The sequence below is a fragment of the Nonomuraea sp. NPDC049625 genome (genome assembly GCF_040675285.1).
Taxonomy (GTDB): Bacteria; Actinomycetota; Actinomycetes; order Streptosporangiales; family Streptosporangiaceae; genus Nonomuraea; species Nonomuraea angiospora_A.
Map to the genome: position 1 here is coordinate 588,507 of NZ_JBFAOQ010000002.1, position 24,570 is coordinate 613,076.

26 protein-coding genes are annotated in these 24,570 nt (G+C 70.5%); 12 read left to right on the top strand and 14 right to left on the bottom strand.

Annotated features, from left to right (window positions below):
• Positions 1-6: 6 nt before the first annotated feature.
• From AB0J87_RS10100 to AB0J87_RS10140, 9 genes are read right to left on the bottom strand one after another with little or no spacing between them, the layout of a single operon-like run.
• The gene (locus AB0J87_RS10100) at positions 7-705 is read right to left on the bottom strand and encodes a hypothetical protein (protein WP_363963926.1); all 699 of its coding nucleotides are present in this window, start codon (positions 703-705) and stop codon (positions 7-9) included.
• Positions 702-2,078, bottom strand: coding sequence for an MCE family protein (locus AB0J87_RS10105; protein ID WP_363963928.1), 1,377 nt, complete (start codon positions 2,076-2,078; stop codon positions 702-704). Before AB0J87_RS10105 ends, AB0J87_RS10100 begins: the two co-directional genes overlap by 4 nt.
• Complete coding sequence (locus tag AB0J87_RS10110) at positions 2,075-3,079, bottom strand: MCE family protein (protein ID WP_363963930.1); 1,005 nt, start codon at positions 3,077-3,079, stop codon at positions 2,075-2,077. Before AB0J87_RS10110 ends, AB0J87_RS10105 begins: the two co-directional genes overlap by 4 nt.
• Positions 3,076-4,107: an MCE family protein gene (locus tag AB0J87_RS10115; RefSeq protein ID WP_363963932.1), complete on the bottom strand. Its 1,032-nt coding sequence runs from the start codon at positions 4,105-4,107 to the stop codon at positions 3,076-3,078. Before AB0J87_RS10115 ends, AB0J87_RS10110 begins: the two co-directional genes overlap by 4 nt.
• The gene (locus AB0J87_RS10120; RefSeq protein WP_363963934.1) at positions 4,104-5,129 is read right to left on the bottom strand and encodes an MlaD family protein; all 1,026 of its coding nucleotides are present in this window, start codon (positions 5,127-5,129) and stop codon (positions 4,104-4,106) included. Before AB0J87_RS10120 ends, AB0J87_RS10115 begins: the two co-directional genes overlap by 4 nt.
• A complete protein-coding gene (locus AB0J87_RS10125; protein WP_363963936.1) occupies positions 5,129-6,163 on the bottom strand; it encodes an MlaD family protein in 1,035 nt (344 codons plus the stop codon). Before AB0J87_RS10125 ends, AB0J87_RS10120 begins: the two co-directional genes overlap by 1 nt.
• Before the next feature lies 1 nt (position 6,164).
• Positions 6,165-7,184, bottom strand: a complete 1,020-nt coding sequence (locus tag AB0J87_RS10130; protein ID WP_363963938.1) for an MlaD family protein — start codon at positions 7,182-7,184, stop codon at positions 6,165-6,167.
• Positions 7,185-7,188: 4 nt separating this feature from the next.
• On the bottom strand, positions 7,189-8,046 hold the full coding sequence (locus AB0J87_RS10135) for an ABC transporter permease (protein WP_313045386.1): 858 nt from the start codon (positions 8,044-8,046) through the stop codon (positions 7,189-7,191).
• Complete coding sequence (locus AB0J87_RS10140) at positions 8,046-8,837, bottom strand: ABC transporter permease (RefSeq protein WP_350726465.1); 792 nt, start codon at positions 8,835-8,837, stop codon at positions 8,046-8,048. The genes AB0J87_RS10135 and AB0J87_RS10140 overlap by 1 nt, the downstream gene beginning before the upstream one ends.
• A gap of 256 nt (positions 8,838-9,093) precedes the next feature.
• Here AB0J87_RS10140 and AB0J87_RS10145 point away from each other — a divergent pair, with 256 nt between their 5' ends.
• From AB0J87_RS10145 to AB0J87_RS10190, 10 genes are all read left to right on the top strand, one after another.
• Complete coding sequence (locus AB0J87_RS10145; RefSeq protein ID WP_350726467.1) at positions 9,094-9,522, top strand: CBS domain-containing protein; 429 nt, start codon at positions 9,094-9,096, stop codon at positions 9,520-9,522.
• Positions 9,523-9,615: 93 nt separating this feature from the next.
• Positions 9,616-10,164, top strand: coding sequence for a hypothetical protein (locus tag AB0J87_RS10150; RefSeq protein WP_363963941.1), 549 nt, complete (start codon positions 9,616-9,618; stop codon positions 10,162-10,164).
• 213 nt (positions 10,165-10,377) lie between these two features.
• Positions 10,378-11,244 (top strand): endo alpha-1,4 polygalactosaminidase, encoded by an 867-nt coding sequence (locus AB0J87_RS10155; RefSeq protein ID WP_363963943.1) that lies wholly within the window; start codon positions 10,378-10,380, stop codon positions 11,242-11,244.
• Positions 11,234-12,148 carry a sugar kinase gene (locus tag AB0J87_RS10160; protein ID WP_363963945.1) on the top strand — a complete coding sequence of 305 codons (915 nt, stop codon included), beginning with the start codon at positions 11,234-11,236 and terminating at the stop codon, positions 12,146-12,148. Before AB0J87_RS10155 ends, AB0J87_RS10160 begins: the two co-directional genes overlap by 11 nt.
• Positions 12,145-13,431, top strand: coding sequence for an alpha-glucosidase/alpha-galactosidase (locus tag AB0J87_RS10165; RefSeq protein WP_350726475.1), 1,287 nt, complete (start codon positions 12,145-12,147; stop codon positions 13,429-13,431). The genes AB0J87_RS10160 and AB0J87_RS10165 overlap by 4 nt, the downstream gene beginning before the upstream one ends.
• The gene (locus tag AB0J87_RS10170) at positions 13,431-14,726 is read left to right on the top strand and encodes an ABC transporter substrate-binding protein (protein ID WP_363963947.1); all 1,296 of its coding nucleotides are present in this window, start codon (positions 13,431-13,433) and stop codon (positions 14,724-14,726) included. The genes AB0J87_RS10165 and AB0J87_RS10170 overlap by 1 nt, the downstream gene beginning before the upstream one ends.
• Complete coding sequence (locus tag AB0J87_RS10175) at positions 14,723-15,634, top strand: sugar ABC transporter permease (protein ID WP_363963949.1); 912 nt, start codon at positions 14,723-14,725, stop codon at positions 15,632-15,634. The genes AB0J87_RS10170 and AB0J87_RS10175 overlap by 4 nt, the downstream gene beginning before the upstream one ends.
• Positions 15,631-16,443, top strand: a complete 813-nt coding sequence (locus AB0J87_RS10180; RefSeq protein WP_350726481.1) for a carbohydrate ABC transporter permease — start codon at positions 15,631-15,633, stop codon at positions 16,441-16,443. The genes AB0J87_RS10175 and AB0J87_RS10180 overlap by 4 nt, the downstream gene beginning before the upstream one ends.
• A 72-nt stretch (positions 16,444-16,515) precedes the next feature.
• Positions 16,516-17,289 carry a cyclase family protein gene (locus AB0J87_RS10185; RefSeq protein ID WP_355191990.1) on the top strand — a complete coding sequence of 258 codons (774 nt, stop codon included), beginning with the start codon at positions 16,516-16,518 and terminating at the stop codon, positions 17,287-17,289.
• The gene (locus AB0J87_RS10190) at positions 17,286-18,908 is read left to right on the top strand and encodes a thiamine pyrophosphate-binding protein (RefSeq protein ID WP_363963951.1); all 1,623 of its coding nucleotides are present in this window, start codon (positions 17,286-17,288) and stop codon (positions 18,906-18,908) included. Before AB0J87_RS10185 ends, AB0J87_RS10190 begins: the two co-directional genes overlap by 4 nt.
• 72 nt (positions 18,909-18,980) lie before the next feature.
• Here the strand turns inward: AB0J87_RS10190 and AB0J87_RS10195 are convergent, their stop codons facing one another.
• From AB0J87_RS10195 to dhaK, 3 genes are all read right to left on the bottom strand, one after another.
• On the bottom strand, positions 18,981-19,355 hold the full coding sequence (locus tag AB0J87_RS10195) for a phosphoenolpyruvate--protein phosphotransferase (protein WP_363963953.1): 375 nt from the start codon (positions 19,353-19,355) through the stop codon (positions 18,981-18,983).
• Positions 19,356-19,458: 103 nt separating this feature from the next.
• Positions 19,459-20,076, bottom strand: coding sequence for a dihydroxyacetone kinase subunit DhaL (dhaL, locus tag AB0J87_RS10200; RefSeq protein WP_363963955.1), 618 nt, complete (start codon positions 20,074-20,076; stop codon positions 19,459-19,461).
• Complete coding sequence (gene dhaK, locus AB0J87_RS10205; RefSeq protein WP_363963957.1) at positions 20,076-21,056, bottom strand: dihydroxyacetone kinase subunit DhaK; 981 nt, start codon at positions 21,054-21,056, stop codon at positions 20,076-20,078. The genes dhaL and dhaK overlap by 1 nt, the downstream gene beginning before the upstream one ends.
• Before the next feature lie 54 nt (positions 21,057-21,110).
• On the opposite strand from dhaK, the gene AB0J87_RS10210 reads away from it, so the two are divergent.
• Together AB0J87_RS10210 and AB0J87_RS10215 are read left to right on the top strand one after the other, a co-directional pair.
• Complete coding sequence (locus AB0J87_RS10210; protein ID WP_363963959.1) at positions 21,111-22,277, top strand: cytochrome P450; 1,167 nt, start codon at positions 21,111-21,113, stop codon at positions 22,275-22,277.
• Positions 22,278-22,295: 18 nt separating this feature from the next.
• Positions 22,296-23,042: a lysophospholipid acyltransferase family protein gene (locus tag AB0J87_RS10215; protein ID WP_363963961.1), complete on the top strand. Its 747-nt coding sequence runs from the start codon at positions 22,296-22,298 to the stop codon at positions 23,040-23,042.
• 40 nt (positions 23,043-23,082) lie between these two features.
• Here the strand turns inward: AB0J87_RS10215 and AB0J87_RS10220 are convergent, their stop codons facing one another.
• Together AB0J87_RS10220 and AB0J87_RS10225 are read right to left on the bottom strand one after the other, a co-directional pair.
• Positions 23,083-24,159, bottom strand: a complete 1,077-nt coding sequence (locus AB0J87_RS10220) for a transposase (RefSeq protein ID WP_363963963.1) — start codon at positions 24,157-24,159, stop codon at positions 23,083-23,085.
• The gene (locus tag AB0J87_RS10225) at positions 24,101-24,397 is read right to left on the bottom strand and encodes a hypothetical protein (protein ID WP_363963965.1); all 297 of its coding nucleotides are present in this window, start codon (positions 24,395-24,397) and stop codon (positions 24,101-24,103) included. Before AB0J87_RS10225 ends, AB0J87_RS10220 begins: the two co-directional genes overlap by 59 nt.
• Positions 24,398-24,570 lie beyond the last annotated feature (173 nt).

Below are 24,570 nucleotides of genomic sequence, written 5' to 3' on the forward strand. Positions count from 1 at the left end.
CGATGGTCAGTCCTTCTTCTTGTCGCCGGTGAGGTTGTACTGGTCCTCCGAGGCCGCGCCGAGAACGGTCACGTCATGGATCTTCCAGGTCCCCTTCTCCTTCACAAGGCTGATCTTAAGGTGCGAGTCCTTGACGGAGCGGATCGCTTCGGAGGTGTTCACCTGCTGGTCCACCACGACGATGGCGTGTGCGGTGGCCTCGTCCACGTCGGCCAGGTAGACCTCGCGCACCGTGGCCTGCGAGGTGGCCTTGAGCTTGACGATGACCTGCGCCATCGCCCCGCCGAACGCCGCGTCGTAGGTGGCCAGGAAGTCGCCCGTGGCCTGCGCGGCGAGGGTGGAGCGGGTGTTCTGGAGGTTCTGGTAGTCGTAGCTGAGCAGCGCCTTGCTGAACGCGCTCGCCGCCCCCGACACCTCCAGGCGCAGCGCGCGCTCGGACTCGAGCCTGGCCCGCGCGTCCTCGGCCTGCGAGGCGGAGATCCACTGCAGCACGGCGGTGGCGGCCAGCGCGGCCACCAGCATCGCCGCCAGCGTCCCGAGCACCCGGGCCCGCGTGACGCGCCCGCCTCCCTTGCCGCCCGCCGCCTCTTCGTCCGGAGCCTCTTCGGTTTCGGTGGACGTCGCCTCCGCCACCGTAGGCTGCTCTTCCTCGGAGGGGGCCTCATCGCTGCGGGCGTCCTCGGAGAGGTCCTGCTTGGTGGTCATTTCGACTCCTCACGGCGGCGGGCGGCCCGGCCCGTCGCGATCCAGCCCACGATGCCACCGCCGGCCACCACGGCGAGGAATATCCCGGCAATCAGCGGGGTGGCGTTGGGTGGGGTGCGGGACGCGGGCCCGGCGGCCGCCGCGCCGCTGGGCGACGGGGTGGCCTCGGGGCGCTGTTTCGGTTTCTCGGTGTTCCTCGCCACCGGACGCGCGGACTCGGCGGGCGAGGCGGGTGAGGCGGGTGAGGCGGTGTCCGCCGGTCCGGCGGCGTCCTGATGCGGATCTGTACGGCGATCTGCGCGGGAGTCGCCGGAGTCCGGAGAAGCGGCGGGGGAGGGGCAGGAGCGCAGGGTGGGCACCGTCGGAGGCCCGACCGCGCCGGCGTACTCCTCGGCCGGGGCCGGCCCGCCCGGCACGCTGAAGATGAACGCCGCCCTCCCGTAGACGGTGTCGCCGTGCCGGTCGCTGATGTCGTCCGCCAGGCTGAGCGCGGTCGGGACGATGCTGAGCAGGTGGTGCACGTTCCGCTCGGTCTCCGCCGAGAACGCCGGTCGATGCGGCTGCCCCAGCGCCGTCAGCAGGCACGAGAACCCCGGCCTGGACTTCTTGACGGCCGCGTCCAGCCGGGCGAACACCCCCGGGCCCCGGTCGAGGAAGGCGTTCAGGTCGGCGCGGGAGGCGCGCAGCGTGCTCGTCACCGTGCTCAGGTCGGTGATCCCGGAGGCCAGCTCGCCCCGCTTGCCGGCCAGCGTGTGGGTGAGCCGGGTGAGCTGCACCGACAGGTCGTCGAGGACGGCGGCGTTGTCGGCCAGCGTGCCGGTCAGGGAGTGGGCGTCGTCGATGATGTTCCTGATCGCCGGGGCCCGCCCGTCCAGCGCGACGGCCAGCTCATGCGTGATCGTCTTCGCGTCCCGGGGCGGCACCGCGTTCAGCAGCTTGCCGACGCCCTCGAACAGCTTCTTGTAGTCGAGCGGCACCGACGTCTTGGCCAGCGGGATCGTGTCCCCGGCCGCGAGCGTGGGGCCCTTCACGCCGGTGGCGGGCGGCGAGAGCTCCACGTACGGCTCCCCGATGGCCGACTTGCGCCGCACCTCGGCCGTGGCGCCCTGCGGCAGCCGGATCCCCCTGTCGATGTCGAGACCGACCACGATCTTGCCCGGCGCCAGCCGCACGTCGCCGATCTTGCCGACCCGCACCCCCAGGTACGCCACGTCGAACCCCCGGATGAGCCCCGGCGACGACACGAACTCGGCCGAGACCCGGTAGGGCCGCTCGATGGCGTCGAGCCGGATGATCGTGCTGAACGCCCAGACGGTCATGACCACGCCCAGGACGGCGAAGAAGCCCAGGTTCAGATAGATCCGGTTTTTCATCGCGGCGGCTCCAGGAGCAGGCGGAAGTCCTCGATCCGGTTCGGCAGCAGCCCCTGCGACGACTTCTTGGGCAGCAGGACGCCCTTCAGCCACAGGTAGATCAGCACCTGCCCGTTGGCCGTGATCGGCGGCGCGTCGATGAACTTCTGCAGCCGAGCCACCAGCGTCTTCAGGTCCTCCTTGCCCCGCTGCATCGCCGACGAGATGGCCTCCAGCTCCAGCAGCAGCGTCCGCAGCCGGGCGGCGTGGCGCGGGTAGACGGTGAGGTTGGCCTCCTTGGCCAGCCGGGTGAGTGCGATGATCGTCTTCTTGACGTGCTTGCGCCCGTGCGCGATCCGCGCGGTGGCCGCGGCCAGCGTGCCCGGCAGCCGGTCCAGCTCGCCGCTGCCCTTGGCGAGGTCGTCGCCCAGCTTGGCCAGGGCGTCGATGCTGGTGCCCAGGTCCTGGCGGGCCGCGGCGTAGGCGTCGGTGACCTCGGCCGTCTGCTTGATCAGCTTGTTGACGTCGTCGCCCTTCCCGGCGAAGGCGGTGGAGGCCGCGTCGAGGATGGCGTTCACGTCCTGCGCGCCGAGCGCCTCGATGAGCGGCCCGGCCTTCGCGGTGACCTGCTCGATGTCCGGCTCGACCGACGTGTCGGCGATGGTGGCGCCGTTGCTCAGGTACGGCCCCGTGGCCAGGTCCTTGCCCGCGGGCGGCGTGAGCAGGACGTAGTTCTCGCCCAGCACCGACGTCTTGGCCACGGTGGCCGTGCTGCCCTCGGGCACCCGGTACCTGGACACGATCGACATCGTCACCTTGGCCCGGTAGCCCTCCAGCCGGATGTCGGTGACCGTGCCCACCCGTACGTCGGAGATCTGCACGCTGTGCCCGGCCACCAGGCTCTGCACGTCGTCGAAGACCGCGTGCAGGGTCAGGTCGCCGGTGGTCGCGCCGAGCGTCTGGAGCGAGCACGAAGCCGTCACGGCGAGCGCGAGGATCGCGGCGAGCAGGCGGGCCCTCATCGCCGCCTCCCCTGCTGCTCGTAGGGGCAGTTGCTCAGCCCGGCGGGCAGGCACGGCACCCGACCCAGGTTCAGCGATTGGAACAGCGGCGTCAGCCACGCCTTGGTCATCGCGTTGAGCACGACGCGGATCTTCAGCACGTGCTGCTTCCTGTCCCACGAGTCGATCACCACGTCGGCGAAGTCGGCCGCGCCCTTGATCGCCTGCGCCACGGACGCGCTGTTGGCCCGCATGGTCAGCACCAGCTCGGCCAGCGTCCCGGCGGCCTGGGGGAGCCGCTCGGAGTACTGCTCGATGATCACGTCGCCGCGCCGCACGAAGTCCGAGATGCCGGTGATGAAGTCGCGCAGCCGCCGCCGCTCCTCCGCCAGGATCGAACTGGCCTCGGCGAACGCGTCGATCGCGCCCGTCACCTGGCTCTCGCGCCGGTTGAGGCCGGTGGCCAGCCGGTTCAGCCCCTTGGCCAGGTCGACGAGCTGCTGGTCCTGCTTGGCCAGGGTGCCGGTGAGCCGGGAGGTGTCGTCGATGGCGTTGTTGATGGTCTTGCCGCGCCCCCTGACCCCCTCGGCCAGGTCGCTCGCCACGGAGCCCAGCTTCTTGTCGTCGAGCGCGTCGGTGAGCTTGGTGAACGCGTCGAGCGCGTCGTCGATCTCCACCGGAAGGTCGGTGCGCTCCAGGGGGATGACCGTCCCCGGCGCGACCTTCTGGTCGCCGGGCTTCCACGGGGGGTAGAGGACGACGTTCCGCTCGCCGAGCGTGTTCTGCGGCGCGACCACGGCCTTCACCTTGGCCGGGAGCGGCACCTGCCGGTCCACCAGCAGGTCGACTCTCACCTTGTCCCCATCGATCCGGATCTTCTCGACGTATCCGGCGTCCAGCCCCATCACCTTGACCCGCGCCTGCTCGTACAGGGAGGGCGCCTTGCGGAAGATCGCCACCAGCCGGTACGGCTCCGGCCCCAGCACGGTGCACCCCGACGTCAGGAACACCCCGGCCACGGCCAGCAGGACCGCCACGAGTCGTCTCATCTGGCGCTCTTCCTGTCCTTGGAGATGGCGGCGAGCACCTCCGGGTTGATGGGGCCGAGGCCCGTGGCTATGGCCTCGAGCCACGGGCCTTGACCGCCCATCGTGGACAGGCCGGAGAACGTCGGGCCCGCCCATGCCAGGAGCGAATTGAACTGCTTGTTGCTGCCGCTGAGCCGCGTCGTGATGGCCGCGTTGTCGTCCAGCACCTGGACGAGGGTCTTCTCGTGCTCGTTGATCAGCTTGGTCGTGCTGCGCACCAGGTCGCTGCCGTCGCCGAGCAGCGTGCGCAGCTCCTCGCGCCGCCGGCGCAGCTCGGCCAGCATGACGCCGATGGCGTCGATGAGCCGCGAGAGCTGCCTGTCCTTCTTCTCCAGGACGTTCATGATCCGGGTGCCGTTGTCCATGAGCCGCTGGAGCTGCGGCTCGCTCTTGCTGATCGTGTCCGACAGGTCGCCGATGTTGCGCAGCAGCCGGGTGATGCGGCCGCGCTTGCCGAGGTCGACCTTGTCCAGCTCGGTGAGCAGGTCGTCCACGGCGTCGGTGTCCAGGCGCTGGACCAGCCGGGTGGCGTCCTTGATGGCGTCGTTGATCAGGGTGGGCACGCCGGTCCGCGTCACGGGGATGCGCCGCTGACCCTCGGGGAGCTGGTCCATGAACGGGGCCGTGACGGGGCCGGTGAGCTTGACGTACCGGCCGCCGAGCAGGTTCGACAGGGCGATGTCGGCCCGGGTGCCGCGGCCGAGCCGTACGCCGTCGTCCACTTTCCAGGTGACCACGACGTCGCCCTGCGCGTAGTCGGCGCGGACCTCGGTGACCTTGCCGACGCGCACCCCGGCGACCCTGACGTCGTTTCCGGTGCGCAGCCCGCCGGAGTCCACGAACACGCCCGACATGGAGTAGCCGCCCTCCAGCAGCCCCAGGTTGCCGACCAGGAACGTGCCGACGAGGATCGCGGCGAGCGTGGCCAGCGACACGAGGCCGACGACGATCCGGTTGCGGTCGCGGAAGGACTTGAGCGCCATCACTCGCCCACCAGCAGCTTCTGCAGGTCCTTCGTGCTCTGGACCCGGGTGTTGCGCAGCGGCGGCGGCGCCTGCATCCCGTACGGGCAGGGCGCGGCGCTCAGCGCCACGCACGGGACCGCGGTGATGAAGTAACGGCCGCGGTCCACGGTCTGGTACGCGCGGGCGAACAGCGGCTGGAACGTGCTGACCGTCCTGTCGATCTGGTTCACGTGCCGCCTGATGCCGCCGGTCAGCCCGGACAGGCTGTCGACCAGCCGGCCGAGCTCGTCGGCGTTCTTGCCGAGCACCTCGTTGGAGGTGTGCACGGTCGTCGACAGCTCCACCAGCGACTCGTCGATCAGCTCGCGGTTGTCGGCGAACGCCTCCGACAGCGTGACGAGGTTGTCGACGAGCTGCTCGATCTGCTTGTCGCGCCGGGCGACCACGCCGGTGACGGTGGCGTAGTCCTTCAGTAACTGCTCGATGGTCTTCCTGCGCTCGGTGACCGTGGTGGTGATGGCGTTGACGTTGTCGAGCAGCCTCGGGATGTTCCGCTCGTTGCCCTTGAGCGACCTGGCGGCGGCGGTGAGGAGCTGGTTGATCTGGTCGGGGTCCAGGCTGCGGGTGAGCGGGCCGAGGTCGCTGACCAGCTGGCCGATGTCCACGACGGAGGAGGTACGGGTGATGCGCGCCCCCGGCGTCAGCTTTCCGGGCGCGGTGCCGGGCAGCAGGTAGACCACGCGCTGGCCGACCGCGTTGCGCCAGCGGATGGCGGCCTCGGTGTCGGCGGGCACGGTGATCCCCTGCTGCACCTCCATGGTCACCTCGGCCCGCCCGTCCACCACCTTGATCGTGTCCACCTGGCCCACGGGCGCTCCGGCGATCTTCACCTGGTCGCCCTCGTTCAGCCCCGACACGTCGTCGAACACGGCGACCAGCGGATATCCGGCGTCCGTGCTCACCCGGGCGATCTGCACGCCGATCACCGCGATCAGCGCCACGCACACGCCGACGAAGACCGCGAACCGCGCGAACGTCCAGGCCCGGCGCATGTCAGCGCCTCCCGTCGGTCGGGCCGCAAATGCCGACGATCAGCTCGCAGACGTCGGTCGCCACGAACGCCTCGACCTGGAGCTGGCGGGTGTTGCCCGGCCCGGGCGCCTCGATCAGCTCGTTGAGCAGGTCGACCAGCCTGTTCAGGCCGCGTACGCCGTCGCCGGCCAGGCCGAGCTGGGCGTAGATGAGCGCGGCCACCCGCTCGGTGGAGTGCACGCCGGCCCGCAGGTCCTGACGGTGCTTGGCCAGCCCGTGCGCCGCCAGGCCGGAGACCGAGGTGACCTCGTCCAGCAGCGCGCGCACCTTGTCGGCCCGCGCGAGCAGGTCGGGGGTGATGACGTTGACGTCGGAGGAGATCGAGACCAGGTCGTCGCCCTTGTCCTGCAGGGCCGTGCCCAGCAGGGCGGCGTCGTGCAGGAACTGCCGGGCCCGGCCGCGCTGCCGGTGCGCGACGCCGACGAGCGTGCCGGCGTCGCCGATCAGCTCGCGCAGGTTCTCGCCCTCGCCGTCCAGGCCCTGGGCCAGGGTGTGCACGATGACGGTGACCTCGCGCGGGTCGACGGCGTCCAGGCCGCGGTAGGCGGCGCCGAGCGTGTCGGACAGGTCGAGCGGGCCCTCGGTGTCGGTGATGACGGCTCCGCTGGCCAGGTAGGGGCCGGTGGTCTCGCCGGAGCCGGGCTTGAGGTCGAGGAACTTGGGGCCGAACACCGAGGCCGGCTCGACGGAGGCGACCGTGGACCCCGGCACCTTGACGCCGGGGTCGAGGTGCATGGTCACCACGGCCCGGCCCTTGGCGTCCAGCGACACGCTCGTCACCTTGCCGACCGTGATGCCGCGGATCTTGACGGGGGAGCCGGCGTCCATGCCCTGCCCGGCCCTGGCGAACACGGCGTCGATCCTGGTCCCGCTCAGCTCGGTGGCGGTGCGGACGACGTACAGGGTGGCCGCGGCGAGCACGACGAGCACGGCGAACGCGATGCCCACCCGGGCGGCGAGGGAGAGTTGGAATCGGCCCACCGGCTCACCCCGTCAGCGGTATGTTGCCGCCGCTGCCCCAGAACAGGTACGACAGCAGCAGATTGAGCAGCACGATCGTGACGATCGACTGGCGGATGGCGCGGCCCGCCGCCACGCCCACGCCCACCGGGCCGCCGGTGGCGTGGAAGCCGTGGTAGCAGTGGATCACGATGACCGCGAAGGCGAACACGCCGACCTTGGTGACGCTGAACGCGATGTCCCGGACCGGCAGATACAGATAGAAGTAGTAGTCGTAGACCCCCGGCGCCAGGCCGAACAGCACCGTGCACATCAGCCGGGTGGCGAAGAAGCTGGCGAAGAGCGCGATCAGGTAGATCGGCACCAGCGCCAGCAGCGCCGCCACGACCCTGGTGCAGATCAGGTACGTGAAGGCGTTGATGCCCATGACCTCCAGCGCGTCGATCTCCTCCGAGATCCGCATCGCGCCCAGCTCCGCCGTGAACGACGAGCCCACCTGCGCCGCCAGCGCCGTCGCGGCGATGATCGGGGTGATCTCGCGGACGTTCGCGAAGCTGCCCACCAGGCCCATGAACGACTCCGCGCCGATCGCCTGCAGCCCCTGGTAGCCCTGCAGGCCCACGGTCGCGCCCACGACGAACGCCATCGTGAACACCACGAAGATCATGCCGCCGCCGATGACGGTCGCCCCGACGCCCACCACGACGTCGCTGACCTGCCTGATGACGACCTTGAAGAACTTGAGCCGCAGGACGACGTCGCGTACGGAGTAGAACAGCACCTTCCACACGAACAGCGGCCAGTCGGCCAGCGTCGCGAACCGCTCGGCGACGTCCCGCCCCCGCAGCGCGAGCCGCAGGCCGGCCGTGCGCGTCACCATCATCACAGCGACCTCGGCGGGTAGGCCAGGAAGTAGACGGCCGAGATCACGTAGTTGAACGCGAACACCAGCATGAACGTCACCACGGTCGCCTGGTTGACCGCCCGCCCCACGCCGACGGGGCTGGAGGCGCACGTCATGCCCTTGTAGCAGGCGACCGCCGCCGCGATGAACCCGAAGATCCACGCCTTGAACAGCGTCACGTACAGGTCGGAGGCGACGACCAGGGAGAACGCGCCGTCGAAGTACGCGCCCGGGGTGACGCCCTGCACGACGACGTTGAAGAAGTAGCCGCCGCTCGCGCCGGCCAGGATGACCAGCGGGCACAGGCAGACCGCGACCGTGCTGGCCGCCCACATGCGCGGCGTGACCAGGCGGTGGATCGGGTTGACCGACATGACCTCCATCGCGCTCAGCTCGTCGCGGATGTGGCGCGCGCCGATGTCGGAGGTCATCGCGCTGCCGCCGGCCCCGGCGATCAGCAGCGCGCTGGCCAGCGGCGCCACCTCGCGGATGAGCCCGACGAAGACCGCGCTGCCGGTCGCGGAGCTGGCGCCGAGCTGCCTGGCCAGCTCGCCCACCTGGAGCGCCACGGTGGCGCCCAGCGGCAGGGCGACCAGCAGGACCGGGACGCTGGTGACCCGGGCCAGGAACCAGCACTGCTCGACGAACTCCCACCACCAGCGCCTGATGTCCCAGGTCCTGCGCAGCCCCTCCAGGACGATGACGAACAGCTCACCGATCTGGCCGAGCGTCGAGCCGGCCCGGCGTCCGATGTACCCGGACAGGGTCATCGGCGACCTCGGGTTACCGCCATGACCACCTCCGCCGCCTACGGATGAGATGAGTGGCAACCCTACTGACGGGTTGTCTAGTAGTCGATGCTTTCGTGGGAATTTGCGCGAAAGGTATGAGACGCAGGTCACATGTTGTCAGCCAGGCACGAAAAGTGACCGCCCCGTTACAACCCGGCTCCCCTTGACGTCATCCCCTGGGGTTGTTTGCCTGTACGCAAGGCCTGGAAGACTGAGGTGCAAGAGGTGGTGCAACATGCTCATCGGGACGATTCTTCGCGCCAAGGGAAGTGATGTGGCGACCGTGTCGCCCGGGGCGACAGTGCGCGAGCTGCTGGCCACGCTCGCCGAGCGCAACATCGGTGCCGCGGTGGTCTCCACCGACGGCCTCACCATCGAGGGCATCGCGTCCGAACGCGACGTCGTGCGCCGCCTGCACGACCGCGGCCCGGCGATCCTCGACGGCCCGGTATCCGCGATCATGACCACTCAGGTGCGCACGGTGGGGCCCGGCGAGAACGTCGACTCGCTGCGGCAGATCATGACCACGCAGCGGTTCCGGCACATGCCGGTGGTCGAGAACGGCCGGCTCGTGGGCATCGTGAGCATCGGCGACGTGGTCAAGAGCGCGATCGAGGAGCTGGAGACGGAGAAGGCGTCGCTCGTCGACTATCTCCACCGTTGATAGGGATGGCACCCTTGGTCCGTGATGTACGGGCCTCCTGAATATCCGCCTGAGTATCCGCGGGCGACAAGCAGTCCGACGATCATCGTGCTCGTGGCCGGACTCGCCGCTCTGCTCGGGTTCCTGCTGGGGGTCTTCGTGGGGTTCGGCGCGTCCGAGTCGTCCGAGGAGCCCGCCTCCCGGGTCACGGTCACGGTCGAGGGCACGCAGCCGCCGGAGCCCGAGGCCGCCGGCCCCGGCCCGTCGTCGCCGGTCCAGCCAACGCAGCCAACGCAGCCCACGCCGCCGCAGGGAACGCAGCCACCGGCCACCCAGCCGGGCGCCACCCCGCCCGGGCCCGGTCAGACGGCGCCCAGCCAGAACCCGCCGGGTCAGACCGGCCCGCCGAGCGGGGGGACCGGCAGTCCCGCGTTCAACAACGTGTCCATGCGGACGCTCGTCGTGGGCACGGACATCCAGCCGGGCACCTACCGTACGGCGGGCCCGACCGCGGGGATCCCCATGTGCTACTGGGCCAGGCTGCGGAGCGCCACGGGGGGCGAGATCGCGAGCGGCATGCCGACAGGTTCGGTCAGCGTCACCATCCTGGCCACGGACAAGGCGTTCAGGACCGCCGGATGCGCGGAGTGGATCAGAGCATGATGCTTTTGTGCGTCAAACTCTGGACAAAAGAGCAGGAATGCGCAATTCTGTGCGGCAAGCAAGAAGGGAGGCACGCCTGGAGCGTGCTGGCGTGACGTCCTACGGTTATGGGCCACGCCACTCCGGTGTCCCTGGCCAGGACGCGACTCGGAGAGTGCGGAACAGCGCGCAGCGCCATTGATCCGCACCCGTTCCGTACGCGAGGAGTGCCTGTTGCGCCGTCTCCCTGCTCTGATCTCTGCGGCCGCCCTGGCCGCCGCCGCTCTTGTCACCGCACCCGCCGCCGCCGCGACCACCGAGGCCAGGGCACTGCCCGCTCCTGTCGCCTGCAACGGCTGCTGGAAGCCCGCGCTGAACACGTCCTGGCAGTGGCAGCTCTCGTCCCTGCCGACCAAGCCGTACCCGAACGTGCAGATGTTCGACATCGACGGCTTCGCCGCCAAGGACGGCGCGATCGTCAAGTCGCTCAAGGCGGACAAGCCGGGTCGCGGCGTCGTCTGCTACGTCAGCGCGGGCACGTTCGAGGACTGGCGCCCGGACGCGAGCCAGTTCCCTGCCGAGGTGCTCGGCAAGCCGCTGGAGGACTGGCCGGGTGAGCGCTGGCTCGACATCCGCACATACACCGGCAAGCTCGGCCAGATCATGAAGGCCCGGCTCGACATGTGCAAGGCCGCCGGGTTCGACGCCGTGGAGCCCGACAACGTCGACGGCTACAGCAACGCCAGCGGCTTCCCGCTCAAGGCCGCCGACCAGCTCGCCTACAACACCTGGTTCGCCAACGAGGCCCACAAGAGGGGCCTGTCGGTCGCGCTCAAGAACGACATCGAGCAGATCCCGGCGCTGCTGCCTTACTTCGACTTCGCGGTGAACGAGGAGTGCTGGGAGCACACCGAGTGCACCACCGCGCAGAACGACGACTACGGATACGACCAGTTCGTCAAGGCGGGCAAGGCCGTGTTCAACGTCGAGTACAACCTGGCCACCTCGGCCTTCTGCGCGAAGTCCAACGCTCAGAACTTCAACTCGCTGAAGAAGAAGTACGAGCTCGACGCGTACCGCGTGCCCTGCCGTGGCGCGTGACTTCGACCTGCTGGTCGTCGGTGACGCCAACCCCGACGTGGTGCTCTCCGGAGCGCCGCGCGGGTTGGCGTACGGCCAGCGTGAACAGCTCGTCTCCGGCGGCGACCTGGTGCTCGGCGGGTCCGGCGCGATCACCGCGTGCGGGGCCGCCCGGCTGGGCCTGCGGACCGCGTTCGCGGGGCGCGTGGGCGACGACGCGGCCGGGCGCTTCGTGCTGGACGCCCTGGCCGACCGGGGCGTGGACGTCTCCCGCTGCGTGATCGACTCCCGGCCCACGGCCATGACCGTGGTGCTGGCCGACGGTTCGGACCGGGCCATCCTCACCTCGCCCGGCTGCCTGCCGTACCTGACCGTGGAGGACCTGCCGCGCGACGTGGCCCGCCACGTCCACGTGTCGTCATATTTCCTGCAACCGGGGCTCGCGCCCGGACTGCCGGGCTTCCTGGCGGAGGAGCGGCGCGCGGGCGCGACCACCTCGCTGGACACCAACGACGACCCCGCCGGGGAGTGGGAAGGGCTCGGGGAGGTGCTGGCCGAGGTGGACGTGTTCCTCCCGAACGCCGCCGAGGCCCGGGCCGTGGCCGCCCGGCTCTTCGACACCGGTCCCGAATGCCTCGAGGCCGCGGCGGCCCGGATCGGCGGGCTCGGCCCCACCGTGGTCGTCAAGGACGGCGGCGACGGCGCGCTGGCGTGGCAGGCGGGCGAGCTGACCCGGGCCCCCGCCGTCCCCGTCGAGCCGGTGGACACCGTCGGCGCCGGCGACAGCTTCAACGCCGGCCTCCTCGCCGCGCGGCTGCGCGGGATGAGCCTGCGCGAATGCCTGCGCGTGGCCGTGACCTGCGGATCCCTTTCGACCCAGGCCGCCGGCGGCACCGCCGCCCAGCCCACCTGGAAGGATCTATGAAGATCGTCTTTCTTGGCGCCGGGAGCGTCGAGTTCACTCAAGGGCTGCTGGCGGACCTGGTCGCCTTCCCCGATCTGGGGGAGTTCGAGGTGGCGCTGCACGACATCCACCCCGAGCGGCTGGACACCGCCGAGGCCGCCGCCCGCGTCATCGCGGCCGGGCGGCCCGTCAAGATATCCGCCCACCTCGACCTGCGCCAGGCTCTCGAAGGCGCCGACTTCGCGATCAACATGATCCAGGTCGGCATGATCGACGCGACCCGCGTCGACTTCGAGGTGCCCGCCCGGTACGGGCTGCGCCAGACGATCGCCGACACCATCGGCGTGGGCGGCATCTTCCGCGCCCTGCGCACCTTCCCGGCGCTCGACCGGATCGGTCGGGCCATGGCCGAGGTGTGCCCGGACGCGTGGCTGCTCAACTACACCAACCCGATGGCCATGAACGTCTGGTACCTGGCCGCCGCCACCCCCGTGCGCAACGTCGTCGGGCTCTGCCACTCCATCTACTGGACCGCCCACGACCTGGCCGAACTGGTCGGGGTGCCGCTGGAGGAGGTGTCGTACCTCGCGGCGGGCGTCAACCACCAGTCGTGGATGCTGCGCTTCGAGTCCGGCGGACAGGACCTCTACCCGCGCCTGGACGAGGCCATCGAGCGCGACCCCGGCCTGCTGCGCCGGGTGCGCGTGGACATGTACCGCAGGCTCGGCTACTACCCGACCGAGACGAGCGAGCACTCGGCCGAGTACGTGCCCTGGTACCTGCACGACGAGAGCGAGATCGAGCGCCTGCGGATCCCCGTGGGCGCGTACATCGGCATCAGCGAGGAGAACGTGCGCCAGTACGAGGCCACCCGCGACGCGCTGCGCGCGGGACGGCCGATCACCGTGGAGGGGACCATGGAATACGCCCCGCAGATCATCCACAGCGTCACCACCGGCACCAGCCGGGTCGTCTACGGGAACGTCCAGAACAGGGGCCTGGTCGCAAACCTGCCGGACGGCTGCGTGGTGGAGGTGCCGTGCGTGGCCGACGCGCTCGGCGTCCGCCCGATGGCCGTCGGCGACCTGCCCGCGCAGTGCGTGGCGCTCAACCGCGCCTATGTCAACGTCAACGAGCTGACCGTGCGCGCCGTCACCGAGGGGCGGCCCGAGCACGTCCGGCACGCCATGATGGCCGACCCGAACACCGCCGCCACCCTCACCGTCGAGCAGATCGACGAGCTGTGCGGCGCGCTGATCGAGGCCCACGGCGAGCTGATGCCCGAGTCCCTCAGGAGCCGGTGATGAAGAGCCCCGTCATGAAGAGCCCCGGCATGAAAAGCACGGCGGTGCTTGTCCTGGTCGCCGCGCTGGTGACGGCCTGCGGCTCCTCCTCCGAGGACGCCTCGGGCCCGGTCGAGATCACCTGGTGGCACGGCCAGACGGAGCTGCAGGCCAAGGTCATCGAGGAGCTGGCCGCCGAGTACTCCAAGGCCCACCCGGACGTGAAGATCACGCCCGCCGTCGGGTCCACGAACGTGGACGACATGCTGCAGAAGGTCCAGGCGGTGCTGGCCGGCGGCAAGGCGCCCGACATCGCGTACATGTACGGCACGTGGATGCCGAACCTGGCGCGTAACCCCAAGGTGTACGACCTGGCCGCCACCGTGAAGGCCCCCGGGTTCGGGTGGGACGACTTCTGGCCGTCGGAGCGGGCCGTGTCGGAGGTGAACGGCAAGGTCGTCGGCGTCCCCGCCCTGGTCGACAACCTGGCCGTCATCTACAACAAGAAGCTGTTCGACGCGGCGGGGCTGCCGTACCCGTCCAAGGACTGGACCTGGGACGACTTCCGGGCCACGGCGAAGAAGCTGACCGGCGGCGGCGTGTACGGCACCGCGTACCCCGTGACCGGTCTCGAGGACACCGTGTGGCGGTTCTGGCCGATGATCTGGCAGCAGGGCGGCTCGATCCTGACGCCGGACGGCAAGAAGTCGGCGTTCAACACGCCGCAGGCGACGCAGGCGCTCGACCTGTGGAGTGCCATGGCCCAGCAGGATAAGTCCGTATATCTCGATCAAAATGGTGAAAAGTTCGTGCCGCTGTTCCAGAGCGGCAAGATCGGGATGATCGCGGCGGCGCCGTACGCGCTGCTGGACATCATCGACCACAAGATCTCCTACGGCGTGCAGGTGCTGCCCGGCTACAACGGCAACCACGAGACGGTCGCCGGGCCGGACAACTGGGTCGTGTTCGACAACGGCTCGCGCCGGGCCAAGGCCGCCGCCGAGTTCCTGACCTGGCTGACCCGGCCGGAGCAGGACGCCCGGTGGTCGCTCGGCCTGGGCAACCTGCCGCTGCGCAAGGCCACGACCGCGCTGCCGGCGTACCAGAAGTTCGTCAAGGACTTCCCCGGCATCGACGTCTTCACCGCGAACCTCGAGAACGCCAAGCAGGCCAGGCCGCCCCTGCCGGCGTACCCGGAGTTCTCCGAGAAGGTCGGCAACGCGATCGCCCAGTCGCTGGTCGGCGGCACGCCCGCGCAGCAGGCCCTCACCAAGGCCGCGACCGACGCCGACGCGGTGCTGGGGCGCTCGCGATGACAGCCCCGACGATGAGCAGGGCGGCGCGGGTGAGCGCGCCGTCCGCGCGGCGGAGCCGGTTGGTCCCCCAGCTGACCGGGTGGGGCTTCGTGTTCCCCGCGACGCTCGTGATCGTCGGGCTCAGCCTGTTCCCCGCGGTGTGGGCGCTGCTGCTCTCGCTGCGGGACGGCGACCTGCTCACCGGCGGCGACTTCGTCGGGCTGGCGAACTACGGCGACATGCTCGGCGACGCCGAGCTGGCCGCGTCGGCCGGGCACACGCTGCTCTACACCGTGCTCTTCGTGCCCGGCTCGGTGGTGCTCGGGCTGGCGCTGGCGCTGGCGCTCAACCTCAAGATCCGGCTCATCGGGTTCTACCGTACGTGCTTCTTCGTCCCGTACGTGGTCTCCGCCGCAGCCACGGGCATCCTGTCGAACTTCGTCTTCGACCCCGACTTCGGCATCGTCAACGCCGGGCTGAAGGCGCTCGGCCTGCCCGCGATGGGGTTCCTCCAGGACCCCGACCAGGCGATGCTCACCCTGGTCGCGATCTCGCTCTGGGGCGGCGTGGGCATGCCCGCCGTGGTCTACCTGGCCGCCCTGCAGGACATCCCGCGCGAGCTGATCGAGGCGGCCCGGGCGGACGGCGGCGCCGGTCGGCACGTCCTGCGCCACGTCGTGCTGCCGCAGCTGCGGCCGGCCACGGTCTTCCTGCTGATCTGGCAGACGATCACCGCGCTGCAGCTGTTCGACCTCGTCTACACCACCACCAAGGGCCAGCCGCTCGACTCCACGACGACCATCGTGTTCTACCTCTACCGGCAGGCGTTCCAGCTCTTCCACTCCGGCTACGGCACGGCCATCGCCTACGTCCTGTTCATCGTGACGCTCGCCGTGTCGGGCGCGGTCCTGTGGAGGGGTGCGAAGTGACGCGCCGCAGCCTCGCCCATCTCTTCCTGATGCCGCTCGCGCTGCTGTTCGTGGCGCCGCTGGTGTGGATGGCGCTGACCGCGTTCATGCCGGACGCCGACATCAACACCTACCCGCCCAAGCTCTGGCCCGAGCACTTCACGCTGGACGGGTTCAGGCGCATCTTCACCGAGGACGAGTACCCGCTCTGGCTGGCCAACACGGTGATCGTGGCCGGGTCGGCGGTGCTCGGGCACGTGGTGCTCTGCTCCCTGGCCGGGTACGGCTTCGCCCGGATCAAGTTCCGCGGCCGCGGGGTCGCCTTCGCGGCGGTCATGGCCACCATCATGGTGCCGACCCAGGTGCTGATGATCCCGACGTTCCTGCTGTTCAAGAACATGGGCCTGATCGACACGCTGGGGGCGGCCATCGTGCCGTGGCTGGCGTCGGCGTTCGGGGTGTTCCTCATGCGGCAGTTCTTCCTGTCGCTGCCCAAGGAGCTGGAGGAGGCCGCCATCATCGACGGCTGCTCCCCCCTGGGCGTGTTCTTCCGCGTGGTGCTGCCGCTGGCCCGGCCCGCGCTGGCCACGCTGGTGGTGTTCACGCTGCTCGGCGCCTGGAACGACCTGATCTGGCCGCTCATCGCGATCTCGTCGGAGTCGGGCTACACGCTGCAGCTCGGGCTGGCCACCTTCGCCGGCGCCCGGCACACCGAGTGGTCGGCGCTGATGGCCGGCAACGTGATCGCGGTGCTGCCGCTCGTGCTCGCGTTCATCCTGGCGCAGCGGCACTTCGTGGCCACGATGAGCTTCAGCGGACTCAAGGGCTGAGGTTGTTGGCAGTGGTGGGGTGTGCGTAGGAGGATGCGCACAGCCCACCCCACAGCCCATCGGGAGGATGACATGTCGGTCTTGCAGAGCTTCGTTGACAGCGTGCGCAGCGGGGCGATCGAGGTGATCGACCTCACGGCGCCCCTCTCGTCCGAGACGCCGATCCTCCAGTTGCCCGAGCCGTTCGGCAACACGATCCCGTTCCGCCTGGAGGAGATCAGCCGCTACGACGACCGCGGCCCCGCCTGGTACTGGAACGACATCCACACCGGCGAGCACACCGGCACCCACTTCGACGCCCCCGTCCACTGGGTCACCGCCCGCGACGGCCAGGACGTCTCCCAGGTGCCCGTGCGCAGCCTCATCGCGCCCGCCGTCGTGCTCGACTTCGCCGCCGAGGCGTCCAAGGACGCCGACTTCCTCCTCCAGATCGACCACGTGAAGGAGTGGGAACGCGCCAACGGCCCGCTGCCCGACGGCGGCTGGCTGCTCTACCGCACCGGCTGGGACACCCGCTCCGCCGACCAGGCGGCCTTCCTGAACGCCGACGCCTCCGGTCCCCACACGCCCGGCATCTCGGTGGAGTGCGCCAAGTGGCTGGCCTCCGAAACCCCGATCGCCGGGATCGGCGTCGAGACCGTCGGCACCGACGCGGGCGCCGCCCACTCCTTCGACCCGGCCTTCCCGTGCCACTCCTTCCTGCTGGGGGCGGGCAAGTACGGCCTGACCCAGCTGCGCAACCTCGACCGGCTGCCCGTGACCGGCGCCGTCGTGGTCGCGCCGCCGCTGCCCATCGTGGGCGGCTCCGGCAGCCCCGTGCGCGTGCTGGCCCTGGTGGAACGTTGATCGTCGCGGAGGCCGTGGGGCGGGCCCTGGCCGCCTGCGGCGTCGGGGCCGCCTTCGGGGTGGTCGGCAGCGGCAACTTCCACGTGACCAACGCCCTGGTGGCGGGCGGCGTGCGCTTCGTCGCCGCCCGCCACGAGGGCGGGGCCGCCACCATGGCCGACGCGTACGCGCGGATGAGCGGGCGGGTCGGCGTCGTGTCGGTGCACCAGGGGCCGGGGCTCACCAACGCCCTGACCGGCCTGACCGAGGCGGCCAAGAGCCGTACGCCGCTCATCGTGCTGGCGGGGGAGGCCACGGAGGTCCAGTCCAACTTCCACATCGACCAGGCCGCGCTCGCGACGGCGGTGGGGGCGGTGGCGATGCGCGTCACCTCGGCGGAGGAGGTCGTGTCGCGGGTGGCCGAGGCTTACCGGGTGGCGGTGGAGGAGCGGCGCACGGTCCTGCTGAACCTGCCGCTCGACGTCCAGGCCGCCCCCTTCGAGGGGCCTGCCGACGTGATGCCGCCCGCGATCGCTTCGGCGGTTCCTTCGGTGGCGGAGGTGGGGGAGCTGGCGCGGTTGCTCGGCGCGGCCGAGCGGCCGGTGTTCATCGCGGGGCGCGGTGCCCGGCACGCGCGGCGGGAGCTGGAGGAGCTGGCCGACCTCGCGGGCGCCCTGCTGGCCACCTCGGCCGTCGCGAAGGGGCTGTTCCGCGGCAGCCCGTGGGACCTCGACGTGAGCGGCGGCTTCGCGACGCCGCTGGCCGCCGAGCTGATCCGCGGCGCCGACCTGGTCGTCGCGTGGGGATGCGCGCTGAACATGTGGACGACCCGCCACGGCACGCTCGTCTCGCCGGGCGCGAAGGTCGTGAAGGTCGATCTCGACCCGGCGGCGTTCAAGACCCATGTGCCCGCCGACCTGGGCGTGGCGGGTGACGTGGCGCGGGTCGCGGAGGCGCTGGCCGCTCAGGTCGCGCCCCGCCCGGGCTACCGGTCGCCGGAGCTCGCCGCCCGCGTGCGGGCCGAGGGGCGCTGGCGGGACGTGCCGTACGAGGACGAGAGCGGCGGCGGCCGGATCGACCCCCGGACGCTCAGCATCGGGCTGGACGACCTCCTGCCGCAGGAGCGGATCGTTGCCATCGATTCCGGAAATTTCATGGGATATCCGTCGATGTTCGTGGATGTTCCGGATGAGGGTGGGTTCTGCTTCACGCAGGCGTTCCAGTCGATCGGGCTGGGCCTGGCGACGGCGATCGGCGCGGCGATCGCCCGCCCGGACCGGCTGCCGGTGGCCGCGCTCGGCGACGGCGGCGCCCTCATGGGCATCGCGGAGCTGGAGACCGTCGTCCGGCTCGGCCTGCCCATGGTGATCGTGGTGTACGACGACGAGGCGTACGGGGCCGAGGTCCACCACTTCGGGCCGCACGGTCACCCGCTCGGGACGGTCACGTTCCCACCGGCCGACCTCGCCGCCATCGCCCGGGGTCACGGCTGCGCCGCCGTGACGGTCGGCGGGCCCGGCGACCTGGCGGGCGTGGCCGAATGGGTGGACGGGCCCCGCGACCGGCCGCTCCTGGTGCACGCCAAGGTCACGGCGGAGCACGGGTCCTGGTGGCTGGAGGAGGCCTTCAAGGGCCACTGAGCTCAGAGCTCGCGGTAGGCGCGGGCGCCCGCTGAGCTCACAGCTTGGGTCAGGCGCGAGCGCCCACTGAGCTCACAGCTTGCGGTAGGTGCGGGCCTCCTCGGCCGCCTCCAGCACGTCGGCCAGCGGCACACCCGCGCCCGCCGCCACCGCCGCGGCGATCGCGCCCTCCACGAACGGCACGTCCGCCACCACCACCCGCCCGTCCTCCTCCAGCAGGCGGGCGGTCAGCACCGAGCTGCCCAGGTCGGGGATGAGCACCACCCCGTCACCCTGGTCGACGCCGCGCAGCGCCGCCTCGATGAGGTCCAGGCTCGTGCCCAGCCCGCCGTCCTCGGTGCCCCCGGCGGCCGCCACGGGTACGTCGGCCCCGGCGATCCCGCGGGCCAGCGCCGCCGCCTCCGCCGCCAGCCCCGCGCTGTGCGCGACGAGCACCAGCCCCACCATCACCCGGCTCCGCGCGGGATCGCGCGATCACCGGGGCCGCCCATCACGCCACCACCGAGACCAGGCCCGCCCATCACGCCAACACCGGGGCCAAGACAGCTCATCACGCCACCACCGACGCCAGCGCCGCCATGAACAGGGCCGCCGACGCCGCCCCCGGGTCCTCGTGCCCGATGCTGCGTTCGCCCAGGTAGCTGGCCCGGCCCTTGCGCGCCTGCATCGGGATCGTGGCCTTCGCCCCCTCCTCGGCCGCTTCGGCCGCCCGTTCGAGTGCCTCCTTCACCCCGATCCCGTCACGTACGGCCAGAGCGAGCGCCCGGGAGGCCGGGACCAGCGCGTCCACCATGGTCTTGTCGCCCAGCGCGGCCTTGCCCAGCCGTTCGAGCGCCACCACCCCGGCCTCGAACGCCCCCGAGAACCCGGCCAGCGTCACCGGAGACTCCAGCGACTTGCCCATCTGCCGGAACACGGACCCGTACAGCGGCCCGGAGGCGCCCCCGACGCGGCGGATCAGCGTCGCGCCCGCCGCGGCCAGCGCCTCGCCGGGAGTCCCCGGCGGCGACTCGGCCAGCGTCTTGCGGACCTCGGTGAGGCCGCGGTCGAGGTTCGTGCCGTGGTCGGCGTCGCCGATCGCCGCGTCCAGCCGGGTCAGCCGGTCGCGGTCCCTGTGCACCAGCCTGGCAGCCTCCTCGAACCAGGCCACGAACACGTCGGTGTCCATCAGCGCCCCCAGCGCAGCCCCGGCGTCTCGACCGGAGCGTCCCACAGGCGGGTGAGCACGTCGTCGAGCAGGCAGATCGACACGGAGAAGCCCTGCATGTCGAGGCTGGTCACGTAGTTGCCGACGAGCGAGCGCGACACCCGCGCGCCCTTGCCCCTGACGAAGGCCGCGACCTCCGCGAACACCACGTACAGCTCCATGAGCGGGGTGCCGCCCATGCCGTTGACCATGACCAGCAGGTCGCCGCGGAGCGGCAGGTCGCCGTGGATGGCCTCCATGGCGATCGCGGCCAGCTCGCGCGCCGACACCATCGGCACCCGGGCCCGCCCCGGCTCGCCGTGGATGCCGATGCCCAGCTCCACGTCCGTCTCCGGCAGGTCGAACGTCGGCTTGCCCGCGTGCGGCGTCGTACAGGACGTCAGGGCGATGCCGAACGACCTGCTGCGCTCGTCCACCTCGCCCGCCACCGCGGCGATCTGGGCCAGCGGCGCGCCCTGCTCGGCCAGCGCGCCCGCGAGCTTCTCCACGAACAGCGTGGCCCCGGTGCCGCGCCGGCCCGCCGTGTAGAGGGAGTCCTGTACGGCCACGTCGTCGTCGACCAGCACGCTGGCCACCTCGACGTCCTCGATCAGCTCGGCGGCCATCTCGAAGTTCAGCACGTCGCCGGTGTAGTTCTTGACGATGTGCAGGACCCCGGCGCCGCCGTCGACCGCCCTGGTCGCGTCGATGATCTGGTCGGGGACCGGTGAGGTGAAGACCTCGCCGGGGCAGGCCGCGTCGAGCATGCCGTACCCGACGAAACCGGCGTGCAGCGGCTCATGTCCCGAGCCGCCGCCCGAGACCAGGCCGACCTTGCCCGGCAGCGGTCCCTCGGCCCGGTAGACCACGCGGTCGCGCACCCGCAGCGAGGGGTGGGCCGCGGCCATGCCGTTCAGCGCGTCATCGACGACGGAGTCGGCCGTGTTGATGAGCTTCTTCATGGTGAGAAGATCTGCCCATTTTCACGAGGGCGCAAGCGTCGTAGCGTGGGCGGGATGGAGGTCGTCTACAACCCCTACGACCCGGCGGTCAACAACGATCCGTACCCCGTCTACGCGTGGTTACGCCGGGAAGCGCCGGTCTATCACAACGCCGAGCACGGCTTCTGGGCACTGTCGCGGCACGCCGACGTGTCCGCCGCGCTCGGCGACAGCGCCCTGCTGTCCAGCGACCACGGCCCCGTGCTCGATCCGGCCGCGTGGGGGCCGCAGGCGCGTACGTACCTGTCGTTCGTGGCCATGGACCCGCCGGACCACACCCGCATGCGGGCCGTCGTCTCGCGGGCCTTCACCCCGCGCCGGGTGGCCGCGCTCGAACCCATGATCAGGGAGATCGCGCGGGGCTACATCGAGGAGGGCATCGAGCGGGGGACGTTCGACTTCGTCCGCGACTTCGCGGCCAAGCTGCCGCTCGACGTGATCTCCGAGCTGGTGGGGGTGCCGCCGTCCGATCGGGCGGACGTCCGCCGCAAGTCCGACATCCTCGTGAAATATGACCCTCAGGGCAAGATGGCGGACACGGGGCTCAGGAGCATCCTGTCCCTCGGCGACTACTACGCCTCGATCGTCGCCGACCGCCGGGCCGCACCCCGTGACGACCTCGTCTCGGCGCTCGTCGCCGACGGCGGGCTGAGTCCCGAGGAGATCGTGGCGTTCCTGTTCCTGCTGATCGGGGCGGGCTCGGAGACCACCACCCACCTGCTGGGCGCCGCCTGGTACTGGGCATGGCGCCACCCCGGCCAGCGCGCCGCCGGCTTCGGCGGGGCGATCACGGGGTGGGTGGAGGAGTCGCTGCGGTACGACACCCCCGCGCACGGCATCGCCCGCCGCCTCACCGAGCCCGCCGAGTGGCACGGCGTCGAGGTCCCCGCCGACGCCAAGGTATGGATCCTGATCGGCTCCGCCAACAGGGACGAGTCGGTCTTCCCCGACCCCGACGTCTACGACCTGGGCCGCGACACCTCCAGGTCCATCAGCTTCGGCGTCGGCCGCCACTACTGCCTCGGAGGTCCGCTCGCCCGGCTGGAGGCCCGGGTGGCGCTGGAGGAGCTGACGAAGGCCGTCTCGCCTTCGTACGAGATCGACCCGGACGGCATCCGGCGCATCTCGCACGGGAACGTGCGCGGGATGGTCCGGCTCCCGACTACCGTGGCACCCGCCTGAGTAGGCTACCTTCTGCTCATGGCTGAGATCGTGTACCCGCCGGTGATCGCCGCCGCGCGGACCCTGTTTCGCGTGCTCGACGTCCGGTTCCACATGGAGGGTACGGAGCACGTGCCGCAGACCGGGGGAGCGGTGCTGGTGAGCAACCACATCAGCTACCTCGACTTCATCTTCGCGGGATTCGCCGCGCTGCCCTCGCGGCGGCTGGTGCGCTTCATGGCCAAGCAGGACGTCTTCGAGCACCGGATCTCCGGGCCGCTGATGCGCGGTATGAAGCACATCCCGGTGGACCGGGGGGCGGGCGCGGGCTCGTACGCCACGGCCCTGCGCATGCTGAAGGCCGGCGAGGTCGTCGGGGTCTTCGCGGAGGCGACGATCAGCCGGTCGTTCACCGTCAAGGAGATCAAGAACGGCGCCATCCGCATGGCCCAGGCCACCAACACGCCCATCATCCCCGTCGGGCTGTGGGGCAGCCAGCGCTTCTGGACCAAGGGCCGGCCCCGCAAGCTCACGCAACGGCACATCCCGCTGACCATCGTGGTGGGGGAGCCGATGCACCCCAAGCGCGGCGAGAACGTCAACGACCACACCGCCGACCTGCACAAGCGGCTGTCGGGCCTGGTGGACCAGGCGCAGCGCACGTACCCGGAGGTGCCGCAGGGGGTGTGGTGGCAGCCCGCCCACCTGGGCGGCACGGCCCCGACGCCGGAGGAGGCGGAGGCCATGGACGCCGCCGAGGCCGAGGCCCGCGCCAAGAAGGATTGACATGCTCCTCCCCGGTGAACGGGGAGGATTCTCATGGCCGCTACGCGGCCACCCCTTGCGGGGTGGGTGTGGTCCCGCTATGAGTGGCTTGACGCTTCACAGGCCCCAGTACGGCAAGGCCTCCACGTCCGTTTACCGCCTGTCCGACGGCTGAGTTGTACCGGTACATCTGGGTGCGGGCGGCATTGGTGTCGGCGTTGCCGATCCACCCGCAAGCTGGGTTTTTGCATACGAACCTGGCCTGGGACTGGCGTGATCCCTGGGGGATCGTGTGGCACTGGTGGCATTCCCGGCTGGTGTTCGCCGCCGGGATGGAGGCGACTTCCCCGCCCTTGTCGAGGACTTTGTAGGCGAGGAACTCGGCGGTGCGCGACCATGCCTCACCGGCGATGGCCCGGTTCAGGCCGCGCTTTTGGGCGACGTTCGTCCCCGGTTCCTCCACAGTGCCCGAGGCAGAGGCCATCATGTTCTTGACCTTGAGGCCTTCGAGCACGATCACGCTGTAGCGGTCGGTGAGTTTCGCGGTGGTCTGGTGTTGCCAGTCGATCACCCGGCGCTTGGCTCTCGCACGCAGGCTAGCGATCTGGTCATAGGTTCTCTTCAACCGGTTCGAGGTCGGCCGTCCCGGCTTGGCGGCCCGCTTCTGGCGGGCGGCCTTGCGTTCCAGCCGGAGCAGACGCTCGGCCTCCTTGTGCGACAGCCACTGCTCGCGGTGGCGGATCTTCTCCCCTGAAGCCAGGGCCAGGGGGACGGTGATGCCCCGGTCGATCGCGGTCACCGGGCCCTCATGCGGGGCCGGGGGCATCTCCATCGTTTGGGTGCGGAAGATGATGTGCCAGCCGTTGGTCTCCTTGACCAGCCGGGCACCGGTGACCTTCCCATCGGCGGAGGATCTGGTGATGCCGGGCAGGTTCTTGGACCACCGGAACCGGACCCGGCCCAGTTTGGGGATGTTGACCTCGCCCCACCGCCGGTTGACCCGGATGATGTGCAGATCCCGCCCCTGCGGAACATCCACGGCCATCCGGGACCGAAAACGCCCTTTGAACTTCGGCCGCTCAGCGGGATGGTCGGGGTTGAAGAAGTTCGCCCACGCCTGCCGATAGGTCTTGAGCACAGCTTGGGAAGCTTGCGCAGGCAGGTCCTTCAACCAGTCGACGTCCCTGCGCGCCTGCCGGATCGCCTCGTCGCATGTCCTTCAGCGTGGCGAAGCGGCCCTGCCGGAAGGTGTAGTACTCGTGCAGCAGGTTCCACAACGCCCGCGCATTGTGCGCCTGGCCATCCAGGATGGCTGACTGGCGACTGTCCAAGTCCAGGCGCGCCATATGAGCGCGGTGGCGTTTCTCCAGCTCCACAAACCGCATTTTGTCATTTGGTGTATGTCACCGATGTGAGAACCGAATCCCGAAATCAGAACTGGTCGCCATTGCGTTCACGAACTGACCGCGCATTTGGTGTTCGTCACCAAATATCGGCGCAACTTCTTCTCCGATGAGATGCTCACCCGCTGCCGGGTCGCGCGGGTCAG

Bases quoted from the DNA above. Each gene is read 5' to 3' on its own strand.
- AB0J87_RS10100 (WP_363963926.1), bottom strand. From the start codon at position 705: ATGACCACCAAGCAGGACCTCTCCGAGGACGCCCGCAGCGATGAGGCC.
- AB0J87_RS10105 (WP_363963928.1), bottom strand. From the start codon at position 2,078: ATGAAAAACCGGATCTATCTGAACCTGGGCTTCTTCGCCGTCCTGGGC.
- AB0J87_RS10110 (WP_363963930.1), bottom strand. From the start codon at position 3,079: ATGAGGGCCCGCCTGCTCGCCGCGATCCTCGCGCTCGCCGTGACGGCT.
- AB0J87_RS10115 (WP_363963932.1), bottom strand. From the start codon at position 4,107: ATGAGACGACTCGTGGCGGTCCTGCTGGCCGTGGCCGGGGTGTTCCTG.
- AB0J87_RS10120 (WP_363963934.1), bottom strand. From the start codon at position 5,129: ATGGCGCTCAAGTCCTTCCGCGACCGCAACCGGATCGTCGTCGGCCTC.
- AB0J87_RS10125 (WP_363963936.1), bottom strand. From the start codon at position 6,163: ATGCGCCGGGCCTGGACGTTCGCGCGGTTCGCGGTCTTCGTCGGCGTG.
- AB0J87_RS10135 (WP_313045386.1), bottom strand. From the start codon at position 8,046: ATGATGGTGACGCGCACGGCCGGCCTGCGGCTCGCGCTGCGGGGGCGG.
- AB0J87_RS10140 (WP_350726465.1), bottom strand. From the start codon at position 8,837: ATGACCCTGTCCGGGTACATCGGACGCCGGGCCGGCTCGACGCTCGGC.
- AB0J87_RS10145 (WP_350726467.1), top strand. From the start codon at position 9,094: ATGCTCATCGGGACGATTCTTCGCGCCAAGGGAAGTGATGTGGCGACC.
- AB0J87_RS10165 (WP_350726475.1), top strand. From the start codon at position 12,145: ATGAAGATCGTCTTTCTTGGCGCCGGGAGCGTCGAGTTCACTCAAGGG.
- AB0J87_RS10170 (WP_363963947.1), top strand. From the start codon at position 13,431: ATGAAGAGCCCCGTCATGAAGAGCCCCGGCATGAAAAGCACGGCGGTG.
- AB0J87_RS10175 (WP_363963949.1), top strand. From the start codon at position 14,723: ATGACAGCCCCGACGATGAGCAGGGCGGCGCGGGTGAGCGCGCCGTCC.
- AB0J87_RS10185 (WP_355191990.1), top strand. From the start codon at position 16,516: ATGTCGGTCTTGCAGAGCTTCGTTGACAGCGTGCGCAGCGGGGCGATC.
- AB0J87_RS10195 (WP_363963953.1), bottom strand. From the start codon at position 19,355: ATGGTGGGGCTGGTGCTCGTCGCGCACAGCGCGGGGCTGGCGGCGGAG.
- dhaL (WP_363963955.1), bottom strand. From the start codon at position 20,076: ATGGACACCGACGTGTTCGTGGCCTGGTTCGAGGAGGCTGCCAGGCTG.
- dhaK (WP_363963957.1), bottom strand. From the start codon at position 21,056: ATGAAGAAGCTCATCAACACGGCCGACTCCGTCGTCGATGACGCGCTG.
- AB0J87_RS10210 (WP_363963959.1), top strand. From the start codon at position 21,111: ATGGAGGTCGTCTACAACCCCTACGACCCGGCGGTCAACAACGATCCG.
- AB0J87_RS10215 (WP_363963961.1), top strand. From the start codon at position 22,296: ATGGCTGAGATCGTGTACCCGCCGGTGATCGCCGCCGCGCGGACCCTG.